Here is a 15,451-nt window from a genome sequence, read left to right on the forward strand (position 1 = left end):
TTTGCGGTGCTGGGCGAATCCCGCTTCTTGGTCGGCGGCCAGGGCCAGGGTGTGTTGCTTCATCTTTGTCGCCTTGTGAGGGATGACAATACCAATGCAAGTCACGCGCCAGGTCGGGACTTATTCAGCGTTGCCTTAAAGCAAAAATCCCCCTCCAGCGCACACAAAACCTGCGCCACCAGCTATCACTACCATAGCACCCGTGTCATCAAGCCTTCATCCAAACCACGCATCCTAGCCACGCGGTATGTCGCCGCGCCAGCATCTGCGAGGACTTTATGAACACTGCCAATACCACGACCGAGTTGCCAACCGAAATCTTTGACGAAGAGTTTGAAACCGTAGGCGACCACCACCGCATGGCGGCGCACCACTTTGCGGCGGCGGCCAAGCTGCATTTGCAGGCCGCCGCGGCCGATGACGAAGGCGACGACGAGGCTACAGCCCGCCACGCCTATGTGGCCTACCGCCACCAGCTCAACGGCACCCAGTACGCCGAGATTGCGGTGATGGACAGCGAAACCATGGAAGACGAAGACAGCGCAGAAATCGCTGCCGATTAAGACAAAATGCGGCAGAGTTGCAATGCTCTGCTTTTAATAGCTACTAGCGCAGGCAGAATCTGCGCCAGAGGCTTATTTCTTATAAATTTGACGGCAGATCAACCGGCGGTGGCTGCAGCGCGCAGCTTGTCTTTCTTGCTGGGCCGCTTGCCTTTGATACCGCCGTTGGTCTGCGCGGGCAGAGACGGCGCGGCCAGCTCTACCGGCTCGAAACCGGCCACTTCTTCGCGCGGCAGGCTCAGGCCCTGGCGCTTTTCGATCAGGGCGAAATGGGCTTCGGTGTCGGCGGTGATGAAGCTAAACGCTTCGCCACTCTGCCCGGCGCGGCCGGTGCGGCCGATGCGGTGCACATAGTCCACAGCAGAGCGCGGCAGGTCGTAGTTGACGATCACCGGCAGCTCAGCCACGTCGATGCCGCGGGCGGCCAGGTCGGTGGCCACCACCACGTGTACGCGCCCGGCCTTGAAATCGTCCAGCACCTGGGTGCGTTTGCCCTGGCTGAGCTGGCCGTGGAAGGGTTCGGCCCAGATGTCGGCCTTACGCAGCTTGTCGGCCACGATTTCGGCCGAGAACTTGGTGGCCACAAACACTAGCACGCGCTGCCAGCTGTTGGTCTGCACCAGGTGGCGCAGCAGTTGGGTGCGGCGGCTGGCATCCACGGCGATGGCACGCTGGGCAATGGCGGGCGCGGCGGTGTGGGTGGTGGGCTCGGCGGCCATTTCGATGCGCACCGGGTCGCGCAGCAGCTGCGCGGCCAGTGCGTCGATGGCGGGCGGGAAGGTGGCCGAGAACAACAGGTTCTGGCGCTGGGCGGGCAGCAGCGTGAGCACGCGGGCCAGCTCTTCGGCAAAGCCCAGGTCCAGCAGGCGGTCGGCCTCGTCCAGCACCAGGGCCGCCACGTGGGACAGTTGCAGGGCGTTGTGGTCCACCAGATCGAGCAGACGGCCCGGCGTAGCGACCACGATGTCGGCCCCTCCACGCAAGCCCATCATTTGCGGGTTGATGGACACGCCACCAAAGATCACCGCAATTTTCAAAGGCTGCGGCAGGTGCTGGGCCAGGCCCCGGAACACCTCGGCCACCTGGGCCGCCAGCTCGCGCGTGGGCACCAGCACCAGCACGCGGGGGCGGCGCTTGCCGTCTTGGCGCGGCGCGTCCATCAGGCGCTGCAGCAGGGGCAAGGCGAAGGCGGCGGTTTTGCCCGAACCGGTGGGGGCTGCGGCCCACACATCCGCCCCGCGCACGATGGCCGGAATGGCCGAGGTCTGGATGGCAGTAGGTGCAGTAAAGCCCTGTTCGCGCACGGCGCGCAGCAAGGCGGGAGCAAGTCCCAGGGAGGCAAATGGCATGGGAGGTGCGTCGGGCAGGACGCCTAGGAGGGGGTAGGCAGTTTAACCCCGTAGGCCAGGCAACCAAAGCGTTTGCGTGTTAAATTCAACGCCAGCGCGCCTACTGTCTGCGTAATTTGCTATGAAGTTTGCAGCATACGCACCCGGCCCACTGGCGACATCCCCTCGCCCGTTACCCCACCCACCCGTGAAAGAAAGCCGCAGTTGAGCGACGATTTTGACTCCCTGTTCGACACGCCCCCCACAGCAGCAGTACCTGCCGCAGGCGTATCCAGCACAGCGGTAGCCCCCACCCTGCCTGCCCCCAGCACGCCCGAAGTAGCGGCATCTGCCGAAATCGTGCCAGAGGAAGACGCACCGCCCAGCGTATGGATTGCGCTCTACAAACCGGGAGCCGACGTGCAGTACGAGGGCGAACCCCATACCGTCAGCCATGTGCATATCAGCCGCAACGGCCTGTTTGTGCGGCTGAAGGAAAAAGACGGCGTGGTGCCCGCCGAAAAGGTCAACATTCCCTTGACCCGCATGGTTTTACCGATGGGCGCATACCAGCCCAGCCCCCTCTTGTTGCAAGCCCCCCTGCCGCCCGGCCCGGCGCGCACCAAATAACCCCACAAAAAGCCCCATGTACGACATCCTCAAACTCCTCCACCTCGCCGCTGCCATCGTCTGGATGGGCGGTATGACCTTCATGCTGTTTGCGCTGCGGCCTGCCGCTTTGCTGGCGCTGGAGGCCCAGTCCCGTGCCCGGCTGATGGTGCAGGTGTGGCAGCGGTTTTTCCGGCTGGTGCTGGGCGCCATCGTGGTGCTGCTGGCCACGGGTGGCCATATGTTCGGTAGCGGCATGAAAGCCGCCGGTGGCAACCTGCCACTGGGCTGGGCGGTGATGGCCAGCCTGGGCGTGGTGATGGTGCTGGCGTTTGGGCACATCAATTTCGCCGGATTCACCAAGTTCAAACGCGCGGTGGCGGCGGCCGAATGGCCCCTGGCGGCCAAGGCGGCCAGCCAAATCCACACGCTGGTGGTGCTGAACTTTGTGCTGGGCTGGGTGGCGATTGCGGCCGTGCGGCTATTGCACTAACTTTGATGGACTCGGGGGCCGAGCACCCCGAGCCATGAAGGTTGCTATACCTTAAACCGCTCAAGTCACCGACCGCCCTGCCGATAAGTTTATATTGCCAGGAGAATCGCCATGAACATCGCCAGCACCGCCGCCGTGCAATCGGCCACCGCAGATGCCCAAGCCCCCGCTTCCGACAGCCTGAATATCCGGGTGCTGAAAAAAGCCCTGGATGCGCAAGCGATGGCGGCCCAGGCGCTGATCGAGTCCATCCCCCAGCCCGCAGCAGCGCCCACACTCGCTACCAGCGGTAGCCTGGGCACCCAACTCAATACCTACGCCTGAAGTTTTCAGGCATAAAAAGAGCTACTAGCGCATATTAAACATACGCTAGTAGCTCTTTTTTTAATAGCAAATCACTCTTTAATTACTCTTCCAGTAGCGAGCGCAGCATCCACGCGGTTTGCTCGTGCACCGTGAGGCGCTGGGTCAGCAGGTCGGCGGTGGGCTGGTCGTTGGCCTTGTCGGCCACCGGGAACAGCTCGCGGGCGGTGCGCGCCACGGCTTCGTGGCCCTGCACCAGGATGCGCACCATTTCCAGCGCCTTGGGGGGCGTGGCGGGTGCATCGGGCACCGAGGCCAACTGGCTGAACTGCGCATACGAGCCCGGCGCGGCATGGCCCAGCGAGCGGATGCGCTCGGCCACCGGGTCTACCGCCGCCCACAGCTCGGTGTACTGCACCATGAACATCTGGTGCAAAGTGTTGAACATCGGGCCGGTCACGTTCCAGTGGAAATTGTGGGTGGTGAGGTACAGCGTGTAGGTGTCGGCCAGCAGGCGGCTCAAGCCTTTAGCGATGGCGGCGCGGTCCTTGTCGCCAATGCCGATGTTGATGGCGGGCGTGCTTTTGGTGGCAGCAGTAGCAGACTTTTTCATAGACTCCTTGGGGTGACAGTTGACAAAAATAGGCCGTTATTTGCGGCCAACCAGGTACTCCACGCCCAGCGGGCCATAGCGCTCGGAATGCGGCAGTATCGCGGGCAGGTGGAACACTTCGCCAACGGCATACGCCTGCTCCACACCGGCGGCGGTGATGGTCAGCGCGCCCTTGAGCACCAAGGCCTTGGCCTCGAATGCATGGGTGTGTTCATCCATGCTGCCGTGGGGTTCGCGGGTCACGGTTACCAGCGTTTCAAAGCCCTCCAGGGCCAGGGTATCGGTAAATTCTTGGCGTTGCATGGCAGCTCCTGGTAGATCCATTGCCAAGATTGTCCCCAAAACCTGCAGGCGCTGCTGGCCCGCGCCCAAGCGACCCCACAGCCCCTGGGCTACAGTGCGGCAATGCACTTCTCTGCCCCCGCCCACGGCATTCCCGTACCCCTCGCCAAAGCCTACCGGCTGATGAACCACGGCCCCGTCGTACTGGTGTCATCGGCCCACGGCGACACCGCCAACGTGATGGCCGCCGCCTGGGCCATGCCGCTGGACTTCGACCCGCCCAAGGTGATGGTGGTGATCGACAAGGCCACGCTGACCCGGCAACTGGTAGAGACCAGCGGGATGTTTGCCCTGAACATTCCCTGCGTGGCCATGGCCGCGCAAACTCTGGCGGTGGGCACCGACAGCACCCATACCGTGCCGGGCAAACTGGCGCAGCATGGCATCGGCACCATTGCCGCCAGCCAGATCGCCGCGCCGCTGGTGCAAGGCTGCGTGGCCTGGCTGGAGTGCCGGGTGCTGCCCGAGCCGCACAACCAGTGCCAGTACGACCTGTTCATCGCCGAAGTGGTGGCCGCCTGGGCCGACGAACGCGTGTTCAGCGACGGCCGCTGGCACTTTGATGCCGCGCCCGATGCGCTGCGCACCCTGCATTACGTGGCCGGTGGGCAGTTTTATGCGACCGGACAGTCGGTGCAAATCGGGACGTGATCAGCCCGCAGGCTCCAGCAAGCGCGCGAACCTGAGCGCCAAAAACTCCACCAGCGCCCGCACCCGGCTGGGCACAAAGCGGCCGCTGGGCAGCAGGGCGTGCAGCGGATAGGGCTCGGTATCCCAGGCGGGCAGCAACTGCACCAGACTGCCGTTGGCCATTTCCTGGCGCATATCCAGGGCCGATTTGAAGACGATGCCCGCACCCGCCAGCGCCCACTCGCGGGCCAGGGACGCATCGTCCACGCTGCGGTCGCCCTGCACCCGCACCTCCGTCCACTGGCCGTTCAAGGCAAAGCGCCAGCGCCGGTGCTGGCGGCCACCGCGCACAAAGGTGATGCAGTTGTGCAGTAGCAGATCTTGCGGCGTGATGGGCGTGCCGTGCTGGCCCAGGTAGGCGGGCGATGCCCACAGCATGGGGCGGCTGGGTGCCAGCAGCCGGGCGATCAGGCGCGAATCGGCCAACGCGCCGTAGCGCAGGGCTACATCCACCTCGTCGCGGGTCACGTCCAGCGGCTTGTCGCCCACCGACAGCGCCAGGTGCAGCCCTGGGTGCAGGGCCTGGAATTCGCCCAGCCAGGGCAGCAGCACGGTGCGGGTCAGGTCCGACGGGGCGGCAACGCGCAAGGTGCCGACCAGCGCGCCCCGGTCGGCCGCCACCTGGGATTCGCCCTCGGCCAGCAGCTCGAACGCGCGCTGGGCGTAGTCCAGCAGGATCTGGCCCTGGGGCGTAAGCCGCATGGCCCGGGTGGAGCGCTCAAACAGGCGCGAGCCCAGCTGGGTTTCCAGCCGCTTGAGGGTGGCGCTGGCCGCCGCCGGGGTGATGCCCAAGGCCTGGGCCGCGGCCGTCAGGGTGCCGCCACGGGCGGTGTGGATGAGCACCTGCAGGTCGGCCACATTTTCAATTTTCATTTGAAAGTGATTTCATTCGAAGCCATCTTATCAATATGCGCTTATCGCTCTACAGTCGAACCATCGTAAAAAGGACACTGTATGAAAGCCATTGGATACCACACCAATCTGCCCGTAGACCACCCCGAAGCCATGCTCGACCTGGAGCTGCCCGCACCGGTGCCGGGGGCACGCGACCTGCTGGTGCGCGTCAAAGCCATCTCGGTGAACCCGGTGGACACCAAGGTCCGCAAAAACTCCGCGCCTGCTGCCGGGCAGGCCAAAGTGCTGGGCTGGGATGCCGTGGGCACGGTGGAAGCTATCGGCTCCGACGTGGCGAACTTCACCGTGGGCGACCGCGTGTACTACGCCGGCTCCATCATCCGCCCCGGCGCCAACAGCGAACTGCATGCAGTGGACGAGCGCATCGTCGCCCGCGCGCCCACTACGCTGAGCGACGAACAGGCCGCCGCCCTGCCGTTGACCACCATCACCGCCTACGAGCTGCTGTTCGACCGGCTGGGGGTGCCCCAGGGCGGTGGCGCGGGGCAAACACTGCTGGTGGTGGGCGGCGCAGGCGGCGTGGGCTCCATCCTCATCCAACTGGCGCGCCAACTGACCCAGCTACGCGTGATTGCCACCGCGTCGCGCCCGGAAACCCGGCAGTGGTGCCTGGACCTGGGGGCGCACGCGGTGATCGACCACAGCCAGCCGCTGGCCAGCGAACTGGTGGCGGCGGGCTTTGGCCAGGTCGATCTGGTGGCCAGCCTGACCCAGACGCAGCAGCACTACGCGCAAATCATTGCCAGCCTGAAGCCGCAGGGCCGCCTGGGCCTTATCGACGATATGCCAGTGCTGGACGCGATGCCGCTCAAGTCCAAGGCGCTGTCGCTGCACTGGGAGCTGATGTTCACCCGTTCGATGTTTGAAACCCCGGACATGGCCGAGCAGGGCAAGCTACTGGCCGAGGTGGCCGCGCTGGTGGACGCGGGGCGCATCCGCTCCACCTTTAGCAGCAGCTTTGGCAGCATCAACGCCGTCAACCTGCGCCGGGCCCACGCTTTGCTCGAAAGCGGTAAGGCCCACGGCAAAGTGGTGCTGGCGGGGTTTTAGCCTGCCAGGCAGCCAGACGCTACAGAATCAGTAGCTACTTGCGTATGACTCACCTGCGCTAGAGGCCATTTTAGTTGTCAAACTGCCGGTGGCCCGGCCCACCGCGTCCAGGGCCACGGTCATCGCGGCCATGGTCGTTACGGTCATTGCCGCGTCCGTGGTCATCGTGGCCACGGCCGTGGCGGGGGCCGTCACCCCGGTCACCGCGTTCGTCACGCCGGTCGTGGTCGGGGCGGGGGCCACCGTGCGGCGGCGCCCACCAGCGGTTGCGCTCGTTGACCTGCACAAAGTACACCGGACGACCGCAGGCGTTGTAGCGCCCGCAGTAGCGGCGCCAGTTTTTAGAATGGCCCGGTGGCACGTACAGGTACAGCGGCGGCTCGGCGATGGGGCCGCGCTGGATCAGCATGGGCTGGGCGTACAGCACCGGCGGCGGGGGCCGCGAGCCAAAGTTGATCTGGCCGTACACGCCAGGGGCAATGGCACCGCCGACGGTGCCATTGATGTACACGTCTTGCGCCTGGGCCGCGCCTGCGGCCAGCCCGCAGGCCAGCGCCAGCAGGGCCGCCGCGGTACGGAAACCGGCACGGGGTAAAAATCGAGAAAAAGGAACCAATGGGTGGGGCATGTAGCGCTCTCGTTTTAATTTATCAAGGTAGGTCTTCAACGTGGGAGTACGCCGGGTGGAAGACAGTTCCAGGTTTTAAATTGTTTTTTGCTCCTATATAAATAGCTGCTTATGCAGGTAGCCATTGCACCAGAGCCTGTTTTTACCCTCAACCTTCCCAACAGCCCGCGGTCAAGCGGACATCAAGCCTTGAAGAGGGCCGCGTCGATGCCGTGGCGGGCCAGCAGCGCGTAGAAATCGGTGCGGTTACGGTGGGCCAGTTTGGCGGCCTGGGCGGCGCTGCCATTGGTGATTTTGAGCAGCTGCGCCAGGTAGCCGCGCTCAAACTCCTTGCGCGCCTCGTCCAGCGGCAGCAGCTCGTTGCCCTGGCTGGTCAATGCGCTTTGCACCAGGGTGGCGGCGATGAGGGAGCCGGTACACAGCACCACACATTTCTCCACCACGTTCTGCAGTTGCCGCACGTTACCGGGCCAGGCGGCCTTGCTGAGCTGCTCCAGTCCGCCGGGCGCAAACGCAGTGATGGACTTGGCGTAGCGCTGCGACAGGCTGCGCATGAAGTGGTTGGCCAGCAGTACCACGTCTTCGCGGCGCTCGGCCAGCGGTGGCAGGGTCAGGCCCACCACATTCAGGCGGTAAAACAGGTCTTCGCGAAAGCGCCCTGCCGCCACCTCGTCTGACAGCAGGCGGTTAGAGGCCGAAATCACCCGCACGTCCACCTTGTGCGACTTGGCGGCCCCCACCGGGCGCACCTCGCGCTCTTGCAGCACGCGCAGCAGTTTGACTTGCATGGCCAGCGGCAGATCGGCAATTTCGTCCAGAAAGATCGTGCCCCGGTGGGCGCTGGTGAACAGGCCCACGCTGTCGCGCATGGCCCCGGTAAACGCACCCTTGACATGGCCAAACAGCTCGGACTCGACCAGGTTCTCGGGGATGGCACCGCAGTTCACCGCCACCAGCGGCTCGGCACTGCGGGGGCTGGAGGCGTGCAGGGCCCGGGCCAGCAGCTCCTTGCCGGTGCCGCTTTCGCCGTAAATGAGCACAGAAGCATTGCTTTGGGCCATCAGCCGGGCCTCGGCCAACAGCTTCTCCATCAGCGGGCTGCGGGTGACGATGGCCTCGCGCCAGGTTTCGCCGCCGTCTTCGCTGGGCATGTCGGCCCCCAGGGCGGATGACACGGCCAGCGCGCGGTCGACTTCGCGCATCAGATCTGCACCCTCAAACGGTTTGGTGATGTAGCCAAACACGCCACGCTGCATGGCCTTGACGGCATGGGCGATGGTGCCGTTGGCCGTCAGCATCAGGACCGGCAGCAGCGGGTAGCGGCGGTGCACGGCCTCGAACAGCTGCAGGCCGTCCATGCCCGGCATCTGCAGGTCGGTAATCATGGTGTGCGGCAGCTCGTGCTCCAGCTTGGCCAGCGCGGCGGCCCCGCTAGCGGCTTCGATGGCGGTATGCCCCTCGTAGTGCAGGCGCAACGACAGCAGGCGCAGCAGCGCGGGGTCGTCGTCCACGATCAGGATGCGGGCCATGCGGTCAAGTGGCCGAGACGGCGGGCACGTATTGCTGCAGCACCGTGCGCAATTGTGCAAAGTTAAAAGGCTTGGTGACGTAGCCGCGGGCCCCGGAGCGCAGGGCTTCTTCCAGGCGCTCGGGTTCGGCGCTGGCCGACAAAAAGATGAAAGGGATGTGTTGCAGTGCGGGGTGGCGTTGCAGCGCGGCCAGCACGTCCATGCCGTTCAGCGGGGACATCATGATGTCGCACAAGATCAGCGCGGGCGGGCTGTCCAGCGCCGCTTGCAGGCCCTGTTGTCCGTTCGCCGCGCCCATGCCCTCATGGCCTTCGAGCCGAATGAAGCGCAGCAGGTTTGCACGGATCGGAGCTTCGTCTTCGATCACCAAAATACGCGCCATGTCTGTTCCCGGTATACCAACGGATCGTGAAACCAGCCTGCCCGGGCAGGAGTGGCGTAACGAAGCGTTTACTGCCTGGGCAGGCGTATTTTATAAGGACGCGCCGCCTGGCCACAATCCGTACCAGACACTAGATGCGAACAGAAAAGCAGGTGCCCTGTGGCGCCAGGCTGCGCACCTGGATGCTGCCGCCGTGCAAATCCACCGCGTTCTTGACGATGGACAGGCCCAGGCCGGTGCCCTGGATGTCGCCGACGTTGGAGGCGCGGTGAAAAGGCTCGAACAGATGGGCCAGATCCCCCTCAGGGATGCCGATGCCCTGGTCGGATACTTCAAACACGAGGCCACCGTCCGCCGGGAACACACGAAAACCCACCGTACCGCCATGCGGCGAATATTTGATGGCGTTGGACAGCAGGTTGCCAAAAATATGCCGCAGCAGTTTCTCGTCAAACACGCCGCTGGCGGGCATCTCGGCAAAGTCGGTCAACCATGCACAGCGTGCCTCGGGCTGCTGGATACGGGCATCTTCCACCAGGCTGTGGCACAGCCCGGCCAGGTCCAAGGGCTGGGGCTGGAATTCCAGCATCTGCGCCTCGGCCTTGCCCAGCAGCAGCACCCGGTCCAGCATGCGCATCATGCGCTGCACGCCGCCTTCGATGGTGTGGATGACTTCGGCTTTCTCGCTTTCGGGCAAGCGGTCGCCATAGTATTTGAGCAGCTCGTCCGACGACAAAATGATGGCCAGCGGGGTGCGGAACTCGTGCGAAGCCAGAGAGATGAAGCGCGACTTCATGTCGTTCAGCTCCGACTGCTTGTGCAGCGTCTGCCGCTGGGTGTGCTCGGCATGCACGCGGGCCGTGGCATCCACCACAAACAGCAGGGTGGCATCGCGCTTGCCCCATTCGATCTTCACGGCCGACAGCTCCAGCGAGCGCTCCTCGCCCTGCTGCGTGACCACGCGGATACCGTAGAACGACTCGACGTCTTCGCCGCGCAAGCGGCGCTCGTGGCGGTCCAGCATCGGCGCCACATCGTCCGGGTGCACGGTCGCGGTAAAAGGGCTGGACAGCAAAAACTCCAGTGGATGGCCCACGATGCGCACCAGGCTGGGGTTGGCAAACACCATGCGCCGGTCTTGCACCACCACCACGCCCACGCCCACGTTTTCAATCACGGTGCGGTAGCGCGCCTCTGACTTGCGCACCTCGTCCAGCGCCTGGTGGCGCTCAATGGCGCTGCTGACGTGGTTGGCCACAAAAGACAAAATATCCACGTCGGACGCGCTGTAGCCGATGCCCGGCTCGTAGCCCTGTACCACCAGCAGGCCGCTGACCACGCCCTGGATGTACATGGGCACGCCCAGCCAGCTGGAAAAGCTCAGGTCGCCGCTGGCTTCGGTGATGTCGCCTGCCGCTTGCAGGGCCAGAAACCGCGCATGGTCGATGAGTTGTGGCCGCCCGGTGCGCAGCACGTATTCCGACAAGCCCTTGCGATAAGGCACATCGTTGCACTGCATCACATCGCCATCGCGCTCATCCACGTAGTACGGGTAATTGAGCACGTGCTTGCGCGCGTCGTACAGGCACACATAGCAATTCTTGGCATACAGCAGCTCGCCCAGCAGGCCGTGCACGGTTTGCAAAAAATCATAGAACGACAGATCCGCCGCGGCCCGCTCGGCAATGCGGTAGAACACCCGCTGCAGGGTTTCGGCCTTTTTCTGCTCCAGCGCTTCGGCCTGCAGCTCACGGGTGCGCTGTGCCAGCCACAGATCGGCAGCGATGTGCTGCTGGATTTTTTCCGCCTGCAGGTTCTGGTAGTCCGCTTGCAGGGCTTGGTACTGCTGTTGCAGTTGCTGTATCTGGGCGTGCAGGTCGGCTTCAGAAACCATGGTGTAGGGCGGGCCGCCGTGTGGGGGCACATCGGCAGGTTCAAGGGCGGGGTGGGCACCCATTATGGGCGGCAACGCGGCCTGTGGGGGCACCGGCAACGGCTGCACAGGCCTGTTGTGCGGCATGCCGCATTGGAGCGTGCCGGTCGCCTTGCAGGCGTACATCGCCTGGTCGGCCGCATGCAGCAGGTGCGGCAAATCCAACCCGTCGTCCGGGTACATGGCCAGCCCGATACTGGCCCCTACCGACAGCGTCGTACCCGAGTCCAGATGCACCGGCTCGCGCAGGGTGGACAGCAGCATGCGGCACATCTGCAGCACCTCGCGCGCGCCCTGCACCGACTCGATCAGCACCACAAACTCATCGCCCCCCAGGCGCGCCACGGTGTCGCTGACCCGCATCGCCGCCACCAGCCGCCGCGCTACCTCGACCAGCACCGTGTCGCCCGCGGCATGGCCGTAGCGGTCGTTGATGGCCTTGAAACCGTCCAGGTCCAGCATCAGCAGCCCACAGCACGCGCCGCTGCGCTGCGCCCGCTCTGTTGCGCCCTGGAAGCGGTCTTGCAGCAGCTTGCGGTTGGCCAGCCCGGTGAGGGTGTCGTGGTGGGCCAAAATTTCCAGTTGTTGCTGGCGCACGCGCAGCTGGACGATTTCTTCTTGCAATTCAGCCACCTGTTGTTCCAACTGCGGCGCAAGCAATGGCACAGCGGCCGACGCATCGCCATAGCGGGTGCGGCGCGTATCGGCCGGTAAACGGTAGCGCGGCCGGACCCTGCGCATCCAGCCCTTCAAGGCCCCGGTCCAAGGGCCCTCGCCTGCCCGCGGACCCAGCACAGCCGCCATGGCTTACTGGAAACCCGCGGCGGCCACAGAGGACGCGTCGTTCTCGGACGTTGCCTGGGACTCAGAACCGCGCCGTGGCCGTGCAGACGGTTTCAGCATACGGTACGAAGCGCCCGCGGTATCCGAAGACGACGGCGGTGCCGAAGCCACCGCCGCAATCACCAACACGAGCACCAAAGCCAAGGGAACCAGTACCAGCATGAGAAGAATAGACATCGGAGACACCTGTAGTGAAAACCAAACACCGGGGGACGCTGCCTGCAACAGGCCCGGCAAGGTATTCACAAGATACATGCCAAGAAAAATACCCAATGGAATCAACGGACTGGCGGGTAGACGGGAGGGCAGCTTGTCGGGATTCACCGACAAGTTCCCGGCCTGGTTGCTAAGAAGCCAATGGAATCAATGGCTTACGGTGTCGGTGAAAGCCGACATTTTCTGGTCCCCATCGTGCGACCTTTTTGCTATATAAATAATAGCTATTAGTGTATATGGAATATACGCTAGAGGCCGATTCTTCTTAAAAAATGTCACTCTCCATCCAACAAGCCCTCTTTCACCGCCAGCCGGACCAGCCCGGTGATGTCGCTCACCCCCAGCTTGCCCATCACCCGCGAGCGGTAGGTTTCCACCGTCTTGGCCGACATGTTCAAGGTATGGGCAATGCTGCTGCTAGGCTGCCCGCGCACCACCAGGTTCAGCACCTGCCGCTCGCGCTGCGACAGGGTGTGCAGCGGCTCCAGCGGCGCGCCGGGGTCGGCGGGCAGCAGCGCTTCCTGGGCCACGCGCTCGATGGCAGCGCTCCAGTAGTGCTGGCCGCAGCAGGCCTGGCGCAGTGCGGTGATGACCTCGGCCCCCGACGCGCCCTTGAGCACATAGCCCATTGCGCCCATGCGCACGGCATCCATCACCTGGCGGGGCTGGGCCATCATGCTCAGCACGACCACGCGGCTGGGAATTTTGCGGCGCTGCAGCTCGGCCAGCAGCTCGTGGCCGGAGCGTTCGCCCAGCGACAAATCCAGCAGCACGCAATCCGGCGGGGCGCGCACGATGTCGTGCAGGGCGGTAGGCAGGTCGCCGCTTTCGCCCACCACGTTAAAGCCGGACGGCTCCAGCAGCGCCCGCAGGCCTTCGCGCAGGATGGCGTGGTCATCGACCAGGTACACAGAATCTGTCATGGGGAATAGCTCAGTTCGATGACGGTGCCGCGCTCGCCATCCAAGCTGCTGGCCGGGCAGGCGCTCAGGTGGGCACCGATGGCCTGGGAGCGTTCGCGCATGCCCACCAGGCCCAGGTGGCCGGGTTTCAGGGCCTGGCCGATGGGGCCCAGGCCGATACCGTCGTCTTGCACCACCAGGCGCAGGCCCTGGGTGCCCAGGGGCTCGATGCCCACGGTGAGGCTTTGGCAGCGGGCGTGGCACAGGGCGTTGCCGATGGCCTCGCGGGCCACCATGAAGACGGCGTATTCGACCTCGGGGTTCCAGCGGCGGTCGGCCATGGCCGGGGGAATGTGCAGGCGCAGGGCCACCGCGCTGTGGTTGGCGGCTTCGGCCTGGACTTCGTTGTCCAGCGCCACGCCCAGGCCATGCTCTTGCAGCAGCGGCGGGCGCAGCTCGACCAGCACCTGGCGCACCTCGCGCATGCCGCGGTCGATCATGCCGGACACGCGGATCCAGCTTTTGTCGATGGCGGGCGTGGCACTGGGCGGCAGCTGGGCACGCAGCGCATCGACCGAGATGCGCAGCGTGCTGAGCGTCTGGCCGAGCTGGTCGTGCAGCAACTGGGCCAGGCGGCGGTTGGTTTGCTGTTCGGCCTCCATCAGCTGGCGCGACAGGGCCGAGAGCTGCTCGCGGTAGTGCTGAAGGGCCTGTTCGGATTCGACCCGCTCGGTCACGTCGCGGGCGGTCAGGGTGACGAGGATTTCGCCGTTGACGCGGGTTTCGCTGGCCGAGGCCTCCAGGTGCAGGGTCGCTCCGTCATGGCGTTTGCCCGACAGGGTGCACACCGCGCCGATCAGGCCGGGCAGGTCGGCATGGGGCAGCACATCGGCCAGCGGCAGACCCAGCAACTGTGCATCGCTGCGGCCAAAGATGCGCTGGGCGGCCGAGTTGCTGAAGACCACGCAAGCCTGCGCGTCCAGGCCCAGAATCGCGTCGCTGGTGGTGGAGACGATGGCCGACAGCAGGGCTTCGCTGTCGCGGATTTTTTGCTCGGCCATGCGGCGGTCGCTCAGGTCGCGGGCCACCAGCACCACGGCCACCACGGTGTTGACTTCATCGGTGAGCGGGTACAGCAGCAGGTTGCCCCAGAAACGCCCCTCGGGCTGGCGCGGCAGCCAGCCCTCAAATTCCATGCGCGCACCGCCCGCCGCACCGTCTAGCAGTGCAGGCCAATGCGCGGGCAGGTCCAGCACCTCCGCCAGATCCTGGCCCAGCACCTCTAGCGCGGGCAAGCCAAACAGGGTCTGCACATTGCGGTTCCAGCTTTGCACCCGGCCCAGCGGCGAGAGTTGCAGCATGGCGATGTCTACCGCCGCGTCCACCAGCAGATCGACCTGCTGCTTGGCGGCGCGCACGGCGGTGTGAGCACGCAGCTCTTCGCTGATGTCCGTGTGGGTGCCGAGGTAGCCGATGAACAGGTCGCCGTCGAACAGCGGCGTGGTGTACCACTGCACCCAGGCCACATGGCCGTCGCGGCGCAGTTGCACGCCGCGCCCGTGCAGCGAGATGCGCTCGGTGCGCATGCGGTGCAGGGTGTGGTTCAGGTTGACTACCTGGTCGTGCAGTATCCACAGGCCTACGGGGGAGCGGCCCACGGCTTCGTCGGCACCAAAACCGGTCATCAGCTCGCTGGCACGGTTCTGGTAGACCACGTTAAAGTCCGCGTCGTACAGCACCAGACCCACCGGCATCTCGCGCAGCAGTTGCCACACGCGGTGGCTGTTGGAGACCAGCACCGATTCGGCCTGGGCCTCGCCGCGCTGGTCCAGCAGGTCGGCCTCGCTGAGCCAGCGCCACACTGCGCCCTGGCCAAAGCGGGGGGCGTTTTTCAGCTTTTGTTCGCTGTAGCCGGGCACGCCCGGCAGGCCGTCGGCACCCAGGCGGTCGGTCAGAAGTGGGGGGGTGTCATGCATGGTGTGCAAGTGTGCCGCATCGGGCCACACTCAGGGATACCCATAGTACGGGTGTCAAACTTTCCCTACATACCGCAACGCCCATCGTCCCTAACATCGCGGCACTTACCCACCCTGCTGCATCTTCTGGAACACC

Annotated in this window: 17 protein-coding genes; 6 read left to right on the plus strand and 11 right to left on the minus strand. The window is 64.8% G+C overall.

Going from position 1 to position 15,451, the window contains the following annotated elements; translation table 11 throughout:
• Positions 1-278 precede the first annotated feature (278 nt).
• Positions 279-563 carry a hypothetical protein gene (locus Q0T48_RS09525; RefSeq protein ID WP_295955582.1) on the plus strand — a complete coding sequence of 95 codons (285 nt, stop codon included), beginning with the start codon at positions 279-281 and terminating at the stop codon, positions 561-563.
• A 98-nt stretch (positions 564-661) separates the two neighbouring features.
• On the opposite strand, the gene Q0T48_RS09530 is transcribed toward Q0T48_RS09525, so the two are convergent.
• Positions 662-1,912, minus strand: a complete 1,251-nt coding sequence (locus Q0T48_RS09530; RefSeq protein WP_295955585.1) for a DEAD/DEAH box helicase — start codon at positions 1,910-1,912, stop codon at positions 662-664.
• 204 nt (positions 1,913-2,116) lie between these two features.
• Here Q0T48_RS09530 and Q0T48_RS09535 point away from each other — a divergent pair, with 204 nt between their 5' ends.
• The 3 genes from Q0T48_RS09535 (at position 2,117) to Q0T48_RS09545 (ending at position 3,317) form a co-directional block, all read left to right on the plus strand.
• On the plus strand, positions 2,117-2,521 hold the full coding sequence (locus Q0T48_RS09535; RefSeq protein ID WP_295955588.1) for a hypothetical protein: 405 nt from the start codon (positions 2,117-2,119) through the stop codon (positions 2,519-2,521).
• A 16-nt stretch (positions 2,522-2,537) separates the two neighbouring features.
• A complete protein-coding gene (locus tag Q0T48_RS09540; RefSeq protein WP_295955591.1) occupies positions 2,538-2,993 on the plus strand; it encodes a hypothetical protein in 456 nt (151 codons plus the stop codon).
• 111 nt (positions 2,994-3,104) lie between these two features.
• On the plus strand, positions 3,105-3,317 hold the full coding sequence (locus Q0T48_RS09545; RefSeq protein WP_295955593.1) for a putative motility protein: 213 nt from the start codon (positions 3,105-3,107) through the stop codon (positions 3,315-3,317).
• 82 nt (positions 3,318-3,399) lie between these two features.
• Here the strand turns inward: Q0T48_RS09545 and Q0T48_RS09550 are convergent, their stop codons facing one another.
• Positions 3,400-3,909 (minus strand): Dps family protein, encoded by a 510-nt coding sequence (locus Q0T48_RS09550; RefSeq protein ID WP_295955595.1) that lies wholly within the window; start codon positions 3,907-3,909, stop codon positions 3,400-3,402.
• Between the two features lie 36 nt (positions 3,910-3,945).
• Positions 3,946-4,212, minus strand: a complete 267-nt coding sequence (locus Q0T48_RS09555; protein ID WP_295955598.1) for a cupin domain-containing protein — start codon at positions 4,210-4,212, stop codon at positions 3,946-3,948.
• A 102-nt stretch (positions 4,213-4,314) separates the two neighbouring features.
• Here Q0T48_RS09555 and Q0T48_RS09560 point away from each other — a divergent pair, with 102 nt between their 5' ends.
• On the plus strand, positions 4,315-4,902 hold the full coding sequence (locus Q0T48_RS09560; protein WP_295955600.1) for a flavin reductase family protein: 588 nt from the start codon (positions 4,315-4,317) through the stop codon (positions 4,900-4,902).
• Here the strand turns inward: Q0T48_RS09560 and Q0T48_RS09565 are convergent, their stop codons facing one another.
• Entirely contained in the window at positions 4,903-5,814 is a 912-nt protein-coding gene (locus Q0T48_RS09565; RefSeq protein WP_295955603.1) for a LysR family transcriptional regulator, read from the minus strand.
• 81 nt (positions 5,815-5,895) lie between these two features.
• Here Q0T48_RS09565 and Q0T48_RS09570 point away from each other — a divergent pair, with 81 nt between their 5' ends.
• The gene (locus Q0T48_RS09570; RefSeq protein ID WP_295955607.1) at positions 5,896-6,906 is read left to right on the plus strand and encodes a zinc-binding alcohol dehydrogenase family protein; all 1,011 of its coding nucleotides are present in this window, start codon (positions 5,896-5,898) and stop codon (positions 6,904-6,906) included.
• Between the two features lie 70 nt (positions 6,907-6,976).
• Here Q0T48_RS09570 and Q0T48_RS09575 read toward each other — a convergent pair whose 3' ends face one another.
• The 7 genes from Q0T48_RS09575 to Q0T48_RS09605 all read right to left on the minus strand — a co-directional run bounded on the left by Q0T48_RS09575 (position 6,977) and on the right by Q0T48_RS09605 (position 15,315).
• A complete protein-coding gene (locus Q0T48_RS09575; protein ID WP_295955610.1) occupies positions 6,977-7,534 on the minus strand; it encodes a hypothetical protein in 558 nt (185 codons plus the stop codon).
• 182 nt (positions 7,535-7,716) lie between these two features.
• Positions 7,717-9,063, minus strand: coding sequence for a sigma 54-interacting transcriptional regulator (locus Q0T48_RS09580; protein WP_295955612.1), 1,347 nt, complete (start codon positions 9,061-9,063; stop codon positions 7,717-7,719).
• 4 nt (positions 9,064-9,067) lie between these two features.
• Positions 9,068-9,445: a response regulator gene (locus Q0T48_RS09585; RefSeq protein ID WP_295955617.1), complete on the minus strand. Its 378-nt coding sequence runs from the start codon at positions 9,443-9,445 to the stop codon at positions 9,068-9,070.
• 130 nt (positions 9,446-9,575) lie between these two features.
• A complete protein-coding gene (locus Q0T48_RS09590; protein WP_295955618.1) occupies positions 9,576-12,182 on the minus strand; it encodes a diguanylate cyclase in 2,607 nt (868 codons plus the stop codon).
• Positions 12,183-12,185: 3 nt separating this feature from the next.
• Positions 12,186-12,398: a hypothetical protein gene (locus Q0T48_RS09595; protein WP_295955621.1), complete on the minus strand. Its 213-nt coding sequence runs from the start codon at positions 12,396-12,398 to the stop codon at positions 12,186-12,188.
• Between the two features lie 314 nt (positions 12,399-12,712).
• Positions 12,713-13,360, minus strand: a complete 648-nt coding sequence (locus Q0T48_RS09600) for a response regulator transcription factor (RefSeq protein ID WP_295955623.1) — start codon at positions 13,358-13,360, stop codon at positions 12,713-12,715.
• Positions 13,357-15,315: a PAS domain S-box protein gene (locus tag Q0T48_RS09605; protein ID WP_295955626.1), complete on the minus strand. Its 1,959-nt coding sequence runs from the start codon at positions 15,313-15,315 to the stop codon at positions 13,357-13,359. Before Q0T48_RS09605 ends, Q0T48_RS09600 begins: the two co-directional genes overlap by 4 nt.
• Positions 15,316-15,451 lie beyond the last annotated feature (136 nt).

Origin of the sequence: Rhodoferax sp., assembly GCF_025354435.1 — a bacterium.
GTDB lineage: Bacteria > Pseudomonadota > Gammaproteobacteria > Burkholderiales > Burkholderiaceae_C > Rhodoferax_B.